Below are 14,892 nucleotides of genomic sequence, written 5' to 3'. Positions count from 1 at the left end.
ACATATATTATAACCACACATTATGATTCCATCCTGTAAAAATGTCTTTAACTATTCCGCATATTTCCCATTACTGTTCGCTCCGGCAAATATTGTCGCATTACAGTTTTGCTACAATTATAACCTTTCATAATGTAAATTTCTACCGCTTTCCATCCATTAATTCTTTTTTTGCAATTGCGTTTTACCTTATTTAATGATAAAATAATTTTTATGCAATGGACTGTCCGTACCAACAGTCCCTGTGAAAACACATACATTAGGGAGGATGCAAATGAGTACAGTAACAATAGTCCTTCTGGTCATTCTTGTTATCCTGATCGCTGCACTGATCGGTTTATATTTCTTCGGAAAAAAAGCCCAGAAGAAACAGGAAGAACAGCAGGCTCAGATTGAAGCAACTAAACAAACCGTTTCCATGCTGGTTATCGATAAAAAGAGGATGCCACTGAAAGAATCCGGACTTCCTCAGATGGTAATTGAACAGACACCTAAACTTATGCGCCGTTCCAAGCTTCCAATCGTTAAAGCTAAAATCGGACCAAAGATTGCGATCATGATCGCAGATGAGAAGGTTTTCGACCTGATCCCGCTTAAGAAAGAAATCAAAGCCGAAGTAAGCGGTCTTTATATTGTAGGCGTAAAAGGAATCCGCGGTTCCCTTCAGACACCGGCTCCCAAAAAGAAAGGTTTCTTTGCAAAATTCAAGAAAGACAAAACTGCCAGATAAATGCAGTCAGACATATAAACTAAAGGTCAGTGAATCGTGTCATCCATACACACAGATCACTGACCTTTTTCTGTTTGGATCAGACAGATATCTGCAGCGAAGCAGAGAACTTACCAGATCTGATCAAATTGTAAAATTCTTACAGTCCTTTGGCTGTGCCTTAATCGCAAGATAACAGTCTGCCACATGCTCCTGGTTCATATCAAGCGCATAATCCACTTTCATGTCAAGACCGCCATCACTCTCCTGCAGATTCAGATTCGTCGCCGCAATCCCCATTTCAATAGTTCCATAGGGAGTGGTATAGTAAGTCATATTCTTCTTACCCTGTTCAAAAACCATATGAACATTGACCACACCTTTCTTGCGGACCTCCATTCCCTTCCGGGAAATTTTTATGTAATTGACGGTAGGTTCTGCAAAATCCTCCATGACTTCCTCATAGCGCAGATAATGACTTCCGTTCCGGAAATAATACTGTCCCGGTACAACAATCTCCAGAGGTTCCTGTTCACCGTCTGCATCCATTGTCTGAAGTCCCCTTACATGAATCAGCACTTCTTTATCCATTCTTCTCATACTCCTGTTTTTATACTGTTCAAAACCTGTTTTTATGTATCTATATTATAACCATTCAGTAATCTGCTGTTTTTAATACTTCTCAATATCTATTTTTTTCGTCATCTCCACATCATATGGAAGAATCGAATTGGCAAATGCCTTAAACTCATCTGCCAGATCACTCACATAGAAGCGATACGGAAATTCATTCTTCCCTGTACCTTCACCGGCAAGTCCTTTTTCCTCCAGAAGCCTTCCCAACTCCAGTGCGGTTTCATAAGCCGGATTCACCAGACATACTCCGTCTCCCATGATCTTTCTGATGGTGGAACGAAGCAATGGATAATGAGTACATCCCAATATCAGTGTATCCACCTGCTTATCCTGAAGTTCCTTCAGATATCTGGCAGCGACCTCATCAGTCACCGGATCATGAAGCCACCCTTCTTCTACCAGTGGCACAAACAGCGGACATGCTTTGCCGAAAACAGTGATCTCCGGATCCAGATGCTTCAGATACTCTGCATGTATCCCACTTCCTACAGTTCCCACAGTACCAATGATTCCTACCCTCTTATTTCTGGTCTGGGCAGCCGCCACTTTAGCCCCCGGTTCTATCACGCCAATGATGGGAATGTCAAACTCATCCCTCACTGCATCCAGGGCAAAAGCGCTGGCTGTATTACATGCAACCACAATCGCCTTTACCTGCTGCTGCTGAAGAAAACGAATGATCTGCCGGGAATACCGGATGATAGTTTCCTTCGATTTACTTCCGTAAGGCACTCTCGCCGTATCACCAAAATATACGATTTTTTCTGAAGGAAGATTACGCATGATCTCACGCGCAACAGTCAGTCCTCCTACACCGGAATCAAATACTCCTATCGGTGCCTCTCTGTCTATTTTCATTGATTTCTATTCTCCATCTCTATTGATTGTCTCACTATTCTATCACCAATCAAGAGCCTGTGCAAGCCAGAAGGATATCTTTATGTCATCTTTCTGTCCTTTATTTTCCTCAGGGAACTGCGAGAAGCAGAATTTCGGGTACAATGTCCCCCACCATGCAGTAACTGCAGCCTGTTCCTGTCGTCTTTCAGCGATTTTTGCTATCTTCCCGGACATTCCCGGCATTGCTCTCATCATAAGAACACCAACAGCTGCCACGAACAGAACAAACGACAGTTTTCTTCTTAATTTTTTGTTCTTACTCTTTTTATTCATCATTGTCCCTCTCTCCTGTTATATCTTATCAGTTACCATATCTGCCTTTGTTATTTTCCTATATATTTTCTTATTTTATATGGAATTTCCAGGCAGCACTTTAATATTTGGATTATGCCAATATTTTCCTGATTTATACTTCCACTTCCAGACTTCCATTTCTGATCTTCACAATCGGAAGCCGCAGGATTTTATCTTCTTTATATTTTTCATAGAAAAGCTCTCTGAGTGTCACAGCCGTAATATTTCCTCCTGACATTCTGTTTCGGATCAGTCCTGTAATATATTCTCCTGCTGATGAATTATCCTCTCCATGCCAGTTCAGAATCTCCCCTGCGTCCTCCGCTTCAAACACATAAAGATCTTCCCCCACAAAAATCTCCTGTTTCAGATAATCCAGCACCATTCTCCATCTTCCGTCCTCCACCAGTGTTCTCCCCATGACCAGAACCTGCAGATGCCCCATATCAAGAAGTTTTTCCTGTGACTGATCATACATTTTTTCAATCCGGGTGAAATCAGCACCACTGATCTGCAGAACCCGGGAACCGCCATCTTCTTCCTCTTTTCCCTGCCCCGTACTCTCAGAAAGATCCGGCATCCCATAGGTAAGACAGATTCCTTCTTCTGAGGCATCCACGCCAAGTGCCATAGGATACATTCTCTTCTCCGGTTCCACAGCCGCACCACAGCCGCTCATAAAAAGACTGACTGACAAAATCCCGGTCACCACACCGACTGCCCTTTTCCTCTGCTTCCTGCGGTGTCCCTTTCCTCTGATAAACATATAAAACTGACAGATGAGAATTCCCGGAACGAAAATATACGCCAGACACCATCCAAAATAATCCAGTATTCCTTTTCCCTCTTCTTCCAGAAGCGAAATCAGGAAAACCAGTGCCGGAAGCCAGAACCTCCCCGTACCAGGATGAGATTTCCCGATAATCTGATTTCCATAATACAGCAGACTCCCTATTGCAAAAAGCAGGCTGTAAAGTAGAAATCCCATCCACAGGATGTCAAATCTGGCCAGTACATTTCCCGGAAGATCTGCGCCTGCCAGCAGAGGCAGGACCGGATAACTTTCCGCCGCTACCCTGTCATATCCCAGAACTGCCGGAAGCAGAAGCTCCATTCCAATAAGAATCCCTCCAAGTGTCAGGATCCCTCCTGCCACCGTCTTTCCCGCACTTCCGTATTTCTCCACATTTCCCAACAGAAATGGCAACAATGCCACCGGCGAGAAAGCACACAGCGTTCCATAAAAAGACTGACTGACATTTCTCACTGTAAGCTCCTCCCACCGGATTCCTCCCATGAGATATTCCGTTTTTGCCTGTGGCACACAAAGTATCATCATTATCATAATCCCGCCAAGAAGCAGGCCACCTGATACTTCCGCCATTCTTCCTCTTCTCTGTACACCTTTGCAGGTTCCGACAGAACATACCAGAATTGCCCAGAATGCGATCCATCGGCCGGATACTCCTGTGATCAGCTTTACAGGAACCAGCCTCCTGAGAAGCGCCAGTAGATATCCTCCCGCCATCAACACATAGATTAGGAAAAAAATCCCGATCAGCCTTCCCGCAAAAGCACCTGCAGACTTTACCGGATCTTCAAATGAAGGTGTCAGCCGTATCAGCCAGATTACATAAAACCCAAGCAATATCAGCGCAAAAATCATTCCCGCCACTGCACTGATTCCGTTCATTCCACCCTTTCCGAAAACGCAGAGCATAAATGGTGCCAGTAATGCCAGTATCATCTGCCTGTACAGCTGCCTGTGGGAAATTCTGTTATTCTCTGCAAATCTCATGAACCGGACTCCTTTCTCTTCAAACGGATCTTCTGCTCCTCTCTTGCATAAAGCGGTCGTAATACCCTCTTGCGCAGCGGAACTCTCAGAACCCCTTCTCCTCTGCTGCCCTTCTGTTCTTTCTTTATAAAAGGAACCAGATAAGGAATACCAAAACTTATCAGGCCTGCCAGGTGCCCTATAACCAGATATACTCCCAGCACGATTCCGTAAATTCCCAGATAACCTCCCAGGATCAGAAACCCATACTTCACCAGCCGAAATGCTGCTGCAAACTCTTCATTTGGAACAGTCATAGAGCCAAGCGCAGTCAACGCCACGATCATCACCACGATCGGACTCACAAGATTTGCCTCTACCGCTGCCTGTCCGATCACCAGTCCGCCAACAATGCCAATAGCATTTCCCAGAGATCCCGGAACTCTCACCCCAGCCTCCCGAATCAGTTCAAAAGCCAGTTCCAGAAAAATCAGTTCCACCACACTGGAAAAGGGCACTCCTTCCCTCGCCTCCGCAAAAGACAGTATCAGTGCAGATGGCAGAATCTGTGTATGGAAACGTATCACTGCCAGGTAAAGTCCCGGCAGAACAGTCGCCATGATCACAGCCAGATATCGCAGTATTCTGAGAAAGGAAGCCATCTCGAACCTGTGATACCAGTCCTCGCTGCTCTCCATGAAACTGCTAAAATTTCCCGGAAGAATCAATGCTTCCGGAGAATTATCACACAGAATCACAACCTTACCTTTCAGGATTTCCTGCACAGCACGATCCGGACGTTCCGTTGTCTGATACTGAGGAAAAGGAGAATACCACACATCTTCTGTCAGCTGTTCAAGCATACCGCTGTCAAGGATTCCGTCAATCTGAAATTCTTCCAGCCGTTCCTTCACTTCTTCCAGAAGTCCCTCATGTACCAGGTCGTCCATGTATAACACCTGCGTTAAGGTATGAGAGCGCACACCGATTTTATATTCTTCCACCTTGAGTCTGGTATCACGAAGCCTTTTTCTTACCAGTGCACTGTTACTTTTCACACTGTCCGAAAATCCTTCCCTGGAACCCCGCAGCACCTTTTCCGATTCTGCCTCCATCACACCTGTGGATGGATAACCTTTGCTGGAGATTTTCATCGCCTTGTCATATCCATCTATGAAAAACACTGCATTCCCTGCAAGCATGGCATCTATGGACTCGTCAAGATTCTCCAGTTTCTTTACATCTGCGATCCCAAGACTGTTATGCCTGACAAATTCCTGAATATCCTCCGGCGAAATCTCCCAGAAATGATTGATCATCTTTCCAAGAGCAGAATCATCCAGCATCATGTTGGAAACCGCAACTTCTATATAGACCATAAGGCAGTCCACCTTATGTTTATCTCCCAGCCGCATGGGACGGATCAGAATATCACTGCAATTTTCCAGTCTGCTTCGCAGATATTTCTCATTCTCCCTCAGATTTGCAGATACTTTCCGGGATTCTTCCAGCTTCTTCAATAATTTCCCACCTCGTTTCATACCGGTACATCGTTTTCGATGTACCAGACAGATCTGTTGCCAGTCGGCAATATTCCTAAACTCACTTATACACACATGGATGCGCAAAAAAAGAGAGGCATCCCGCCTCTCTTAGAATTTCCCGATATTCAGATATTATACCATTCTTATCTGTGTCCCCTGGATTTCTCTTTCTCTGCACGCTCACGTTCTGCATCCTCAGCCTCAATAGAACGCATGATAGCCATTCTCTGATTCTCGATATGCTGGAAAGAAAGCTGTTTCGCGCGTTCCACGTCGCGCTCTCTGATCGCCTTTGTCAGTTCCTCATGTTCCTTCACCAGAACATCTCGTGTTTCACCTTCTTTCAGATATTCTACACGATAACGATAAATCTGCTCACGCATATTGTTGAGTACCTGGATCAGCCTCTTATTATCAGAAGCCTGATAAATAACCTCATGGAATGCAACGTCAGCCTCCGCAAGCTTAACAAGATTTCCCTCTGCGATCGTATGTTCAAACTCCTTGGCAGCAAGCCAGAGTCTCCTCATTTCTTCTTCAGTCATACGGGCACATGCTTTCTCAATAGCTACGTTCTCAAGAGCAATACGAACCTCCAGAACATCATTCAGATCCTTCTCTGTGATATTGGCAACCTGGGCACCACGTCTCGGGATCATCACTACCAGACCTTCCTGCTCCAGCTTACGCATTGCCTCTCTGATAGGAGTTCTGCTCACGCCAAGTCTCTCTGCCAGCGCAATCTCCATCAGTCTCTCACCAGGTTTCAGTTCGCCCTTCAGAATTGCCTGACGCAGCGTATTAAAAACCACATCTCTTAATGGAAGATATTCATTCATATTTACTGAAAAATCACTTGTCATTTGTATTCCCTCCTGCTTTCATTACTTCTGTGGCAAAAACCGTCTTCGCCAGCCGGCTCTCTCTGAGAACCTCTGCTGCCGCCTCCATCTTCTCACGATCATCAAAGATTCCGAACACTGTAGGACCACTTCCACTCATCATCGCCTTTAACGCACCATGACTCTCCATCAGTGCTTTGATTTCGCCAATTACAGGATATTTCTCTATAATTCCCGGCTCAAAAACATTTCCCATCTTCTGTGTCATTGCCAGAAGATCTCCACGTTCTATATCTCCTATCATCCCGTCAATATCCGGATGAGAAGAAATCTTATCCAGCTGAAGGCTCTCATAGGCAGCTTTGGTGGAAACATTGATTCCGGGCTTACCGATCAGTACAAAACAGTCCGGCACCTGAGTGATCCTGGTCAGTTTCTCCCCGATCCCCTCTGCCAGGGCAGTTCCTCTCATCACACAGTACGGAACATCTGCCCCGATATTCACAGCACGATCCATCAGCTCCTTCTGGCTCAGTCCCAGTTTAAAAAGCCGGTTGATCCCCACCAGTGCAGCTGCCGCATCCGAGCTTCCGCCTGCCATACCTGCTGCCACAGGAATAAATTTCTCAAGATGGATATCCACACCACCCTTAACCTGAAATTCATCCATCAGAAGCTTCGCCGCCTTATACACCAGATTTCGTTCATCATTCGGAATATAGGAATAATTGACAGACAGGGAAATCCCCGGCTTCCTCACCCTCTTCATCTCCAGAACATCATACATCTGTATCGTCTGCATGATCATCCGGACTTCATGATAGCCATCCTCTCTCTTTCTGAGAATATCCAGTCCCAGATTTATCTTCGCCAATGCACGTAAACGCATAAAATCCTCCGTTTCCAACAATATCATCCGTATATAACTGTACTTTCGCAATTATATTTGTACTTTGTATACAATAAAACTCTTTGCGCATATTTTAAATCATTTTTTTTTAGTTTTCAATATAGGAGTTTTCATTTTTTCCGGAAATTTTTTTCATTATCATCCCTGCCTGACAAGAATTAACGACTGCCCCGGCTTTACCTCTTTTTCCGTAAGACTGTTCACACCCGAAATCTCATCCACAGTTGTATAAAATTTCTTTGCAATATCCCACAGAGTATCTCCGGCCTTTACAATATAGACCGTAATTCCCGGCATACTTTCCAGTTTCTTACGATCCAGCGGCTGTTCTTCCACAGATTCAATAAGCTGCTCTTCCCACTGTCTGAACACAAGCACATTCAGTCCCACCGCCGCCTTGACTTCAATCTCATCCCCATCTGCCATTGCAGTGGAAAGCTGTTCAAGGTCAGCCTGAAGTAAATATGTGCAATCCTTCCCGATCTCTTCTGCCTCGATCAGATGGGTAAACGGAAGCATGGCATCCATAGAATAAAACGGCATTTCATCATTTCCAATAATATACAGGATCTTGAGTGCCACAATTCCTTCTGCCACAATTCCCTTATCCGTAATCCTAGTCTTATCTACTTTTACCTTACCGCTGCTGTGGCAAAGCTGCAAAACTTTTCCCTGACTCTCCTTAACTTCTATCCGGTCTGTCAGACGACACCTGGAAAAATTCCGTACCAGAAGACTTTCCAACATTTCCTTTTTCCGATGAAGAACACATTCTTTGTGTGGGCTGTATGCATCAAGAAGAAGTTCATGCTCCTCTTCCCTGTACATTTTCATATTTAATTCCAGTACCACATCCACCTGCAGGATACGTTCTTCACCATCCGGATCAGGCTTTACCTCTATCCCCTGATGAAGAAGAGACACCTCAATATGTGGAATCAGATCTTCCATACAGCCACTGCATTCCATCTCATTGGAAAAAGGCATGGTATACTCCAGCCACTGAGGTGGATTCTCCTCTTCATACCCTGTATACAGAAGAAAAACTGCAAGCTCTCCTTTCACCCGGAGTTTGTTCTCTCCCGGCCGCAGATCCAGATTCCTCGGTTCAGCCATATACCACAGAAGGTTTTCTACATTCGGTCTGTTTGACGCAAGAGTAATATCATCCTTAATGCGCAGAGTATCTTTTTTATGTACACGAAGACTCATAAGCCGGATTTTCTCCGTTTTCACAGAGACTTCCTGATCCTCTGCGGAAACCGGAAGTTCAACGACTGCCAGTTCATCTACCACTGCATAAAAAGTTACAATTGCTTTAATATTCAGTTTTCTGGAATGGATCATATGAACACTGAGATCCTCAATCTCCCATTTCAGACACAGCTTATCTCCCCCTTCGATTCCCTCCAGATTAATCATCTCATCCAGCGGAAGCTTCGCAGAAAGGCTGTAAATCCTGCCCTCTTTTTCCCCCACATAAAGCAAATCTGCATTTAATGTCCCTTTAAGAAGCGCTCTTCCTTCACTCAGCCTCACTTCCTCCATGGAAACATCCGCTTTGCTCTGCACCAGTCTCCCGATATCCGGTTTCACATCGGGCACATTATAGTCCTCGTCAAAAGTCGCCTGCGCTGCCGCTTTGTTTTTGATCCGCAGCATCTGAATACTTTCTTTTTTTAATTCCAACCTGCTTCCTTCCTTTCTCTGTTTACTTTATGATAAAACCCAAAAATTCTATCGGTTTCTCTGTTTCTCTAATTTTCAGGACAATACAGGGATAAGACGGTTCACTGCCTGCATCCGCTTTCTCCGGACCTATCAGCCTTGTCTTGCAGAATACTGCGTTCTCTGATTCGGAAACCTCCTCCACCTGAATACTGTACCCTCCTGTAAGCTGCTCTCCATATCCCTTCATCAGATATCTTATATCTCCCACCTGATAAGTCATCTGAAATACATTCTTTTTCTTCTGTTCCATCAGTTCTGAAATCTCTTCCGGAATTTCCTCCTGCTTTACGATCGTATATTCCAGAGGTGTACGTTCGCCCTCCTCAATCCTGATAAACTGACAGCCCGCCGGCAAAAGAGCCAACAGCAACACACAGAGCAGTCCTCCTGTCCTTTTGCCCATAATGCACCCCTGCTCATTCTTCGCTAAATATTCTATGCCGGATACAGCCCTGTTATTACCATACTCTATGCTATATATCTGACAGTAACTGCTTTTCTGCAGGAAAGAATCCCGTCCGGAATGATTTATTTAACGCCAAAAAATCGTTATACCATAATTTATTTCTTGCAGGATATCTCATAATTCCTTATAATAACTTCTATACTTATATATGGGCATCAGCATTATATAATGCCCGGAAAGGAATTAACGAATGATACGATTTATCCTCGTCTGTATTGTTGTGATCGGATACCTGATCCTGTCCATCCCCATCCTGCTGGTCGAATGGATCATCGGCAGATTTTCTCCTGAAAAAAAGGATATCAGCTCCCTTAGGATCATCCAGGCAGTATTCCGATTTATCCTTAAGATCACCGGTGCAAAAATTACTGTGATCGGAGAAGAAAATGTGCCAAAGGACACACCTGTACTTTATATCGGCAACCACAGAAGCTACTTCGACATACTTCTTACTTACTCCCGCTGTCCGATCCGTACAGGCTACATTGCCAAAAAAGAGATGGAGAAAATCCCTCTTCTTTCCACATGGATGCGTTATCTCCACTGTCTCTTCCTTGACAGGAAAGACATCAAACAGGGACTCAAAACGATCCTGACCGCAGTAGACAAAGTAAAATCCGGAATTTCCATCTGTATTTTCCCGGAAGGAACCCGAAACAGAAATAAAGATGAGCTGGACATGCTTCCCTTCCATGAAGGAAGCTTCAAAATCGCTACCAAGGCCAAATGCCCGATCATCCCAATTGCGATCAGCAATTCAGCCAACATTTTCGAGGCACACTTCCCGAAGATATCTCCTGCAAGAGTTGTAGTAGAATACGGTAAGCCGATCTATCCGGATGAACTGAGCAAAGAAGATAAGAGGCATGTCGGAGAATATACGCAAAACGTAATTCGCAAAATGCTTATAAAGAACAAACCACTGACCGAAAAATAATAAGACCATCACCAGAGCGTAAAGACAAAAATTTACGCTCTGCCGGACTGTTATATATCAGAATTTCCATTGTATCTGGACTGATCCGGGAAATACCTTAAGTGACCTGATCATCTTATCAACTGTAAACCTCTTCTCCTCAAAATCAATCTCTCCCCACAGACTTATATTAGATGCTACCTTTTCCATCTGCTCCGGTGTCGCATGATTCTCCGCAAGCACCGATAATTTCTCCAGCTTTAACTGATGCATCTGGTCTATTTCTTCCACTCTCTGATTGATATAATCTGTCAGTGTTTCTCCGGCACCTGCCAGAGAATCCACAAGCAGAGAAATCTCCTTTTCCATTTCCTCAATCTCCCTGTAAATCTGCTTTACCTGCGGATTTTCCTTTAACTTCGTATAAGAGGCAGGAGACTGTCCTTCGCGCAGCTTACGTACCATCTCTTTATATACATAATTCTCCACATCTTCAGTATAAACCTTCCCGCACCCCGGGCAGGCTTTGTTGTTCAGACGCTTCGTACATCTCAGGTACTGTTTACCGGACTGTATTTTAATACTCATAAGTGCGTATCCGCAATTGCCACATTTCACTTTCCCTGCCAGCCATGTATTCACAGCTTTTCGGTTGGCCTGAATCGTTTTATTTCTCATAAGCTTGATCCTGCAGTTCAGCCACTGCTCCGAAGACACAAGCCCCTCATGAGGTGCCACCACCAGCATATGTCCCTTAAGATTCTGCAGCTTATCTGTCTGCGCATCCCGCCCCTGATAAAGATAACATCCATGAATCCCGTCAAACTGCTCCAGACTGCTTACTATATTGGTTCCATGACTCCTGAAAAAACGATACACATCCATATCAGCCCGCACATATACCGGATTTCTCAGAAGCTGGGCCAACATGGAACGTATCAGTTCCTTTCCGTAGAACTGCACTCCCTTTTCCGCATAATATCTGGTGATATCCCCATAAGAAGTGTCCGGTTGTTCGTACATATCAAAAATTTCCCGCACAATTGCCGCTTCCCCGGGTTCTTCCACAAGCTTCTTTGTATGGATTCCTTCCATCAGGATCTCCTCAAGCCGATAACCATAAGGAGGCTTGCCGCCCATGCGAAAACCTTTCTGACTTCTGGAATAATATGCGTCGCTGACACGCTTCTGAATAGTCTCACGTTCCAGCTGCGCAAACACAATGCAGATATTTAACATTGCCTCTATCTATAAAGGTGTGGTTAACTCTGATTCTTTCTCCGTCCACGACTTTGATATCCTGACTCTGTATCCACTGGATTTTGAAGAATTTCTGTGGGCCAATGCTGAGTTTGCCCTTACAAGAGAAATCCGCAATCATTTCTCCGATTTCAGCTCAATGGGAAAGAAACTCCACGAAAAAGCCCTGTCACAGTTCCGTCTCTATCTGATCATCGGCGGAATGCCTGCTGCCATTATGGAATACAAAAAAGAAAAGAAGCTCCTGCTGGTACCTGACACCTAGCAAAAGCTCCTTACATCTGTATCCTGTTGACACCGGATTATGCTCATGCATACTGAAAATCCCTGCCTTCCAGCTTCTGTCAGGAGAAGAAACCACCGCCGGTACAGCCTGTATCGAAACCTTTCTGGCACAGCACTTTATCCGGAATGGCTATGCCCTCTCCTACTGGTCCAGCGGCAACCAGGCGGAAGTTCCCTTTTTACTGTCCAAAAACAGTCATTTTATTGCCATAGACTACCGCACCACCCCACATCAGAAATGCAGGAACCTTATGCAGCTGAATAAATCTTCTCTCTCTCCTGCACCCACGCAAATGTATTTAATCTCTGCCGAAGACTTCAGGCAAAAAGAAGCTTATCAGATCGTGCCTTTATATGCGGTATTTTGCATATAGAACGTGGCAGATACAACAGGCAAAAGCAGACTCCGGCCGATAGTTCTTCTCGCTTTCACATCTTCGGAAACGAAGAAAAAACATCTTCAGCCATATCTCTCTGATATGGCTGAAAACTTTTTACGCATTGTTAAGGCTCTTCCTGATAGAGTTTTCCATTTACCAGTATTTTTTTACATAATTAACAGCCTCTTCCTGTGACAGGGAAAATTCATTCATGATGTTTCTGACTGTATCTGTCTCACTTATATTAAAATTCCTGCAGGTCCTTACAGTCGCACGAATGCCTTCAAGGATACCTTCCCATCTGCCTTCCTGACGGCCTTCCTGTCGACCTTCCTGTCGACCTTCTTCAACACCTTCCTGTCTTAACTCTTCCAATGCATTACACATATTGATCTGTCCCCCTTTCTGCTCCGATTCCAAAGCATGGTCAATCAGTTTCTGTGATTCTGTAATGGCTCCTATCACAAGTCCAAGATCTGCCGGAATATTATGATCCCTGTAAACTTCATTGATCTTCGTATAATCCCTGGCATAGATCAAGCGGCTCACGTCAAACACCATATTTACGTCCGGATCGCTGAAACATAGTTCTCCACTTGATCTTACCTGTACCAGGTTCATACGGTAATCAGATACCAGTGATTCTATCTTTTCGGGGATCTCCAGCATATCCTTCAGGGAAAACGGACCATCCCATTCACTTTCTCCATAATATACACACAGACTAATCACCGGATGCAGCCGGTCGGTCTTCTTAAAACCTGACAGGAATTCATCCGCTGAATGGAAATCCCCGTTTTTCTTATTTACTGCTGCAATCTCATCATATTCTTTCATGTAAGAAAATGCATCTCCAACCATATGGCGCAGCGGCATCGCATAGTGGATCTTTGCCTGATTTTCCAGTCCCCAGAGAACAAAGTCCACACCATATGCCGTCTTCTTTACAACATCCAGGATCTTCTGTACTGTTTCCGCATGACCATTAAATTTCAGCATGGAGGAAACATCCGTATCTGCTTCTGTAAGATCCTGCGGCTTCAGCACCTGTTCCCCGTTAAAAAATACTGCATTGAACAGATCCGCAAAATGTCTGTTGTCTCTCCAGAAGTTCTTCAGTATGGTATCTGGTTTGATCTTATTTTTTTCCGCCGTATCCAGCACCTCCCGTTGATTTATTTCTGTTATCAATATAGCATAATTATTACCTTGTTTCCACGAAAGGAACTATAAAAATTATTAAAAATCTGAAAAGTGCAGAGTCGATTTGTTTAATTTGTTCTTTTTTTTATTTCGTCAGCTGTAAAAGAGCATATAACTACAAAAATACCGCTCTAATACGTAAAAAAGGCAGTTATAAATAACTATTTTTTCAGGGTCGTGCATGAATTTCTAATCAGAGAATGTGCTTTTTAATCAAAAATTAACCTATCCACTACCCAAAGGGGAACTATAATCATGACAAAGATTAAAAACACAAAGAAGGGCGTGGCAAAAAAGACATTAAGTATGTCACTTGTTGTTGCAATGCTTGCTACTTCTAATGTGCCGGTATGGGCTGCTGAGTTCAGTGATGATTTTGATGCTGCTGTAGCTACTGAAGCTCCGGTTACTGAATTTAGCGATAATACAATAGAAACTCCAGCTATTGAAGAAGAAACAACAGAAGCTCCAATGGCTCAGGCAGTTGTTGAATCTGATGATCTCAGTGTTGATGTTTCAGTTTCTGAATCTGCCGAATTTACTGGTATTGTATCCGTTTCTGGTACAATTAATGCAAGTGATCTGGATAAATGGGGTATTGACAAACAGACAATTGCTAATTATGATGTTACTATTAAAGATGGTGTAGCAACTGTAATTAATGATACTATCAAAGTTCCAGTATCTGAATATACAGTTACAAAGAATAGTGATGATACTTATACAGTAGCTGCCAAATCTACATCTAAGAACTATACTGGTTCAAAGACTGTACAGGCAGAAGGTAAAGCTGAAAATAAAAAACCAGATGCTCTAATGATCAGCAGTGTTAAAGTTGTTGGCAACAAAGCGACTGTAATCCTTTCTGGTGCTTCCGAAGGTGCTGCAGGTTACGACTAAGTAATCTCTACAGACCGCGACTGCATCACAAACAAAGATTATGATTCCGTAAACAAGAATCAGGTTCAGACCTCTACTACATTCAAATATGTACAGCAGGGAACCTACTACGCATACTGCCACGCTTGGAAACGTGATG

Annotated in this window: 16 protein-coding genes; 5 read left to right on the top strand and 11 right to left on the bottom strand. The window is 44.0% G+C overall.

What is annotated here, in order from left to right; genetic code table 11:
• The first annotated feature begins 274 nt into the window (after positions 1-274).
• A complete protein-coding gene (locus LI074_RS13895) occupies positions 275-730 on the top strand; it encodes a hypothetical protein (RefSeq protein ID WP_022379933.1) in 456 nt (151 codons plus the stop codon).
• A 123-nt stretch (positions 731-853) separates the two neighbouring features.
• Here LI074_RS13895 and LI074_RS13890 read toward each other — a convergent pair whose 3' ends face one another.
• From LI074_RS13890 to LI074_RS13850, 9 genes are all read right to left on the bottom strand, one after another.
• Positions 854-1,300, bottom strand: a complete 447-nt coding sequence (locus tag LI074_RS13890) for a DUF1934 domain-containing protein (protein WP_020993305.1) — start codon at positions 1,298-1,300, stop codon at positions 854-856.
• A gap of 81 nt (positions 1,301-1,381) precedes the next feature.
• Positions 1,382-2,203 carry a glutamate racemase gene (gene murI / locus LI074_RS13885; protein ID WP_055058667.1) on the bottom strand — a complete coding sequence of 274 codons (822 nt, stop codon included), beginning with the start codon at positions 2,201-2,203 and terminating at the stop codon, positions 1,382-1,384.
• 42 nt (positions 2,204-2,245) lie between these two features.
• Complete coding sequence (locus LI074_RS13880; protein ID WP_055058668.1) at positions 2,246-2,521, bottom strand: hypothetical protein; 276 nt, start codon at positions 2,519-2,521, stop codon at positions 2,246-2,248.
• Between the two features lie 130 nt (positions 2,522-2,651).
• A complete protein-coding gene (locus tag LI074_RS13875; RefSeq protein ID WP_055058669.1) occupies positions 2,652-4,337 on the bottom strand; it encodes a GerAB/ArcD/ProY family transporter in 1,686 nt (561 codons plus the stop codon).
• Complete coding sequence (locus LI074_RS13870) at positions 4,334-5,857, bottom strand: spore germination protein (protein ID WP_044996809.1); 1,524 nt, start codon at positions 5,855-5,857, stop codon at positions 4,334-4,336. Before LI074_RS13870 ends, LI074_RS13875 begins: the two co-directional genes overlap by 4 nt.
• A 146-nt stretch (positions 5,858-6,003) precedes the next feature.
• Positions 6,004-6,723 carry a GntR family transcriptional regulator gene (locus tag LI074_RS13865; protein ID WP_008707732.1) on the bottom strand — a complete coding sequence of 240 codons (720 nt, stop codon included), beginning with the start codon at positions 6,721-6,723 and terminating at the stop codon, positions 6,004-6,006.
• On the bottom strand, positions 6,713-7,591 hold the full coding sequence (gene ispE / locus LI074_RS13860) for a 4-(cytidine 5'-diphospho)-2-C-methyl-D-erythritol kinase (protein ID WP_055053552.1): 879 nt from the start codon (positions 7,589-7,591) through the stop codon (positions 6,713-6,715). The genes LI074_RS13865 and ispE overlap by 11 nt, the downstream gene beginning before the upstream one ends.
• A 159-nt stretch (positions 7,592-7,750) precedes the next feature.
• Positions 7,751-9,301 (bottom strand): DUF3794 and LysM peptidoglycan-binding domain-containing protein, encoded by a 1,551-nt coding sequence (locus LI074_RS13855; protein ID WP_025580667.1) that lies wholly within the window; start codon positions 9,299-9,301, stop codon positions 7,751-7,753.
• 22 nt (positions 9,302-9,323) lie between these two features.
• Entirely contained in the window at positions 9,324-9,746 is a 423-nt protein-coding gene (locus tag LI074_RS13850; protein ID WP_025580668.1) for a protease complex subunit PrcB family protein, read from the bottom strand.
• A 253-nt stretch (positions 9,747-9,999) separates the two neighbouring features.
• On the opposite strand from LI074_RS13850, the gene LI074_RS13845 reads away from it, so the two are divergent.
• Positions 10,000-10,746, top strand: coding sequence for a lysophospholipid acyltransferase family protein (locus tag LI074_RS13845; protein ID WP_025580669.1), 747 nt, complete (start codon positions 10,000-10,002; stop codon positions 10,744-10,746).
• 57 nt (positions 10,747-10,803) lie between these two features.
• Here the strand turns inward: LI074_RS13845 and LI074_RS13840 are convergent, their stop codons facing one another.
• The gene (locus tag LI074_RS13840) at positions 10,804-11,964 is read right to left on the bottom strand and encodes a recombinase family protein (RefSeq protein ID WP_173698291.1); all 1,161 of its coding nucleotides are present in this window, start codon (positions 11,962-11,964) and stop codon (positions 10,804-10,806) included.
• Here LI074_RS13840 and LI074_RS13835 point away from each other — a divergent pair.
• Together LI074_RS13835 and LI074_RS18220 are read left to right on the top strand one after the other, a co-directional pair.
• The gene (locus LI074_RS13835; RefSeq protein WP_055060434.1) at positions 11,948-12,250 is read left to right on the top strand and encodes a hypothetical protein; all 303 of its coding nucleotides are present in this window, start codon (positions 11,948-11,950) and stop codon (positions 12,248-12,250) included. The genes LI074_RS13840 and LI074_RS13835 overlap by 17 nt on opposite strands.
• Positions 12,192-12,644 (top strand): DUF4143 domain-containing protein, encoded by a 453-nt coding sequence (locus tag LI074_RS18220; protein ID WP_081018994.1) that lies wholly within the window; start codon positions 12,192-12,194, stop codon positions 12,642-12,644. The genes LI074_RS13835 and LI074_RS18220 overlap by 59 nt, the downstream gene beginning before the upstream one ends.
• A 159-nt stretch (positions 12,645-12,803) precedes the next feature.
• Here LI074_RS18220 and LI074_RS13830 read toward each other — a convergent pair whose 3' ends face one another.
• A complete protein-coding gene (locus LI074_RS13830; RefSeq protein ID WP_179962980.1) occupies positions 12,804-13,841 on the bottom strand; it encodes an Rpn family recombination-promoting nuclease/putative transposase in 1,038 nt (345 codons plus the stop codon).
• A gap of 267 nt (positions 13,842-14,108) precedes the next feature.
• Between LI074_RS13830 and LI074_RS13825 the strand changes: the two genes are divergently transcribed.
• Positions 14,109-14,753 (top strand): hypothetical protein, encoded by a 645-nt coding sequence (locus tag LI074_RS13825; RefSeq protein ID WP_055060435.1) that lies wholly within the window; start codon positions 14,109-14,111, stop codon positions 14,751-14,753.
• Positions 14,754-14,892 lie beyond the last annotated feature (139 nt).

It is taken from the genome of Blautia sp. MSK18_10, from assembly GCF_020553185.1.
Lineage (GTDB): Bacteria > Bacillota > Clostridia > Lachnospirales > Lachnospiraceae > Blautia_A > Blautia_A wexlerae.
Note: the sequence above shows the minus strand (reverse complement) of the source record. Positions and strands in the feature narration are given on the sequence as shown.

Bases quoted from the DNA above. Each gene is read 5' to 3' on its own strand.
- LI074_RS13870 (WP_044996809.1), bottom strand. From the start codon at position 5,857: ATGAAACGAGGTGGGAAATTATTGAAGAAGCTGGAAGAATCCCGGAAA.
- LI074_RS13845 (WP_025580669.1), top strand. From the start codon at position 10,000: ATGATACGATTTATCCTCGTCTGTATTGTTGTGATCGGATACCTGATC.
- LI074_RS13835 (WP_055060434.1), top strand. From the start codon at position 11,948: ATGCAGATATTTAACATTGCCTCTATCTATAAAGGTGTGGTTAACTCT.
- LI074_RS13890 (WP_020993305.1), bottom strand. From the start codon at position 1,300: ATGGATAAAGAAGTGCTGATTCATGTAAGGGGACTTCAGACAATGGAT.
- LI074_RS13865 (WP_008707732.1), bottom strand. From the start codon at position 6,723: ATGACAAGTGATTTTTCAGTAAATATGAATGAATATCTTCCATTAAGA.
- ispE (WP_055053552.1), bottom strand. From the start codon at position 7,591: ATGCGTTTACGTGCATTGGCGAAGATAAATCTGGGACTGGATATTCTC.
- LI074_RS13880 (WP_055058668.1), bottom strand. From the start codon at position 2,521: ATGATGAATAAAAAGAGTAAGAACAAAAAATTAAGAAGAAAACTGTCG.
- LI074_RS13875 (WP_055058669.1), bottom strand. From the start codon at position 4,337: ATGAGATTTGCAGAGAATAACAGAATTTCCCACAGGCAGCTGTACAGG.
- LI074_RS13825 (WP_055060435.1), top strand. From the start codon at position 14,109: ATGACAAAGATTAAAAACACAAAGAAGGGCGTGGCAAAAAAGACATTA.
- murI (WP_055058667.1), bottom strand. From the start codon at position 2,203: ATGAAAATAGACAGAGAGGCACCGATAGGAGTATTTGATTCCGGTGTA.
- LI074_RS13895 (WP_022379933.1), top strand. From the start codon at position 275: ATGAGTACAGTAACAATAGTCCTTCTGGTCATTCTTGTTATCCTGATC.
- LI074_RS13840 (WP_173698291.1), bottom strand. From the start codon at position 11,964: ATGTTAAATATCTGCATTGTGTTTGCGCAGCTGGAACGTGAGACTATT.
- LI074_RS13850 (WP_025580668.1), bottom strand. From the start codon at position 9,746: ATGGGCAAAAGGACAGGAGGACTGCTCTGTGTGTTGCTGTTGGCTCTT.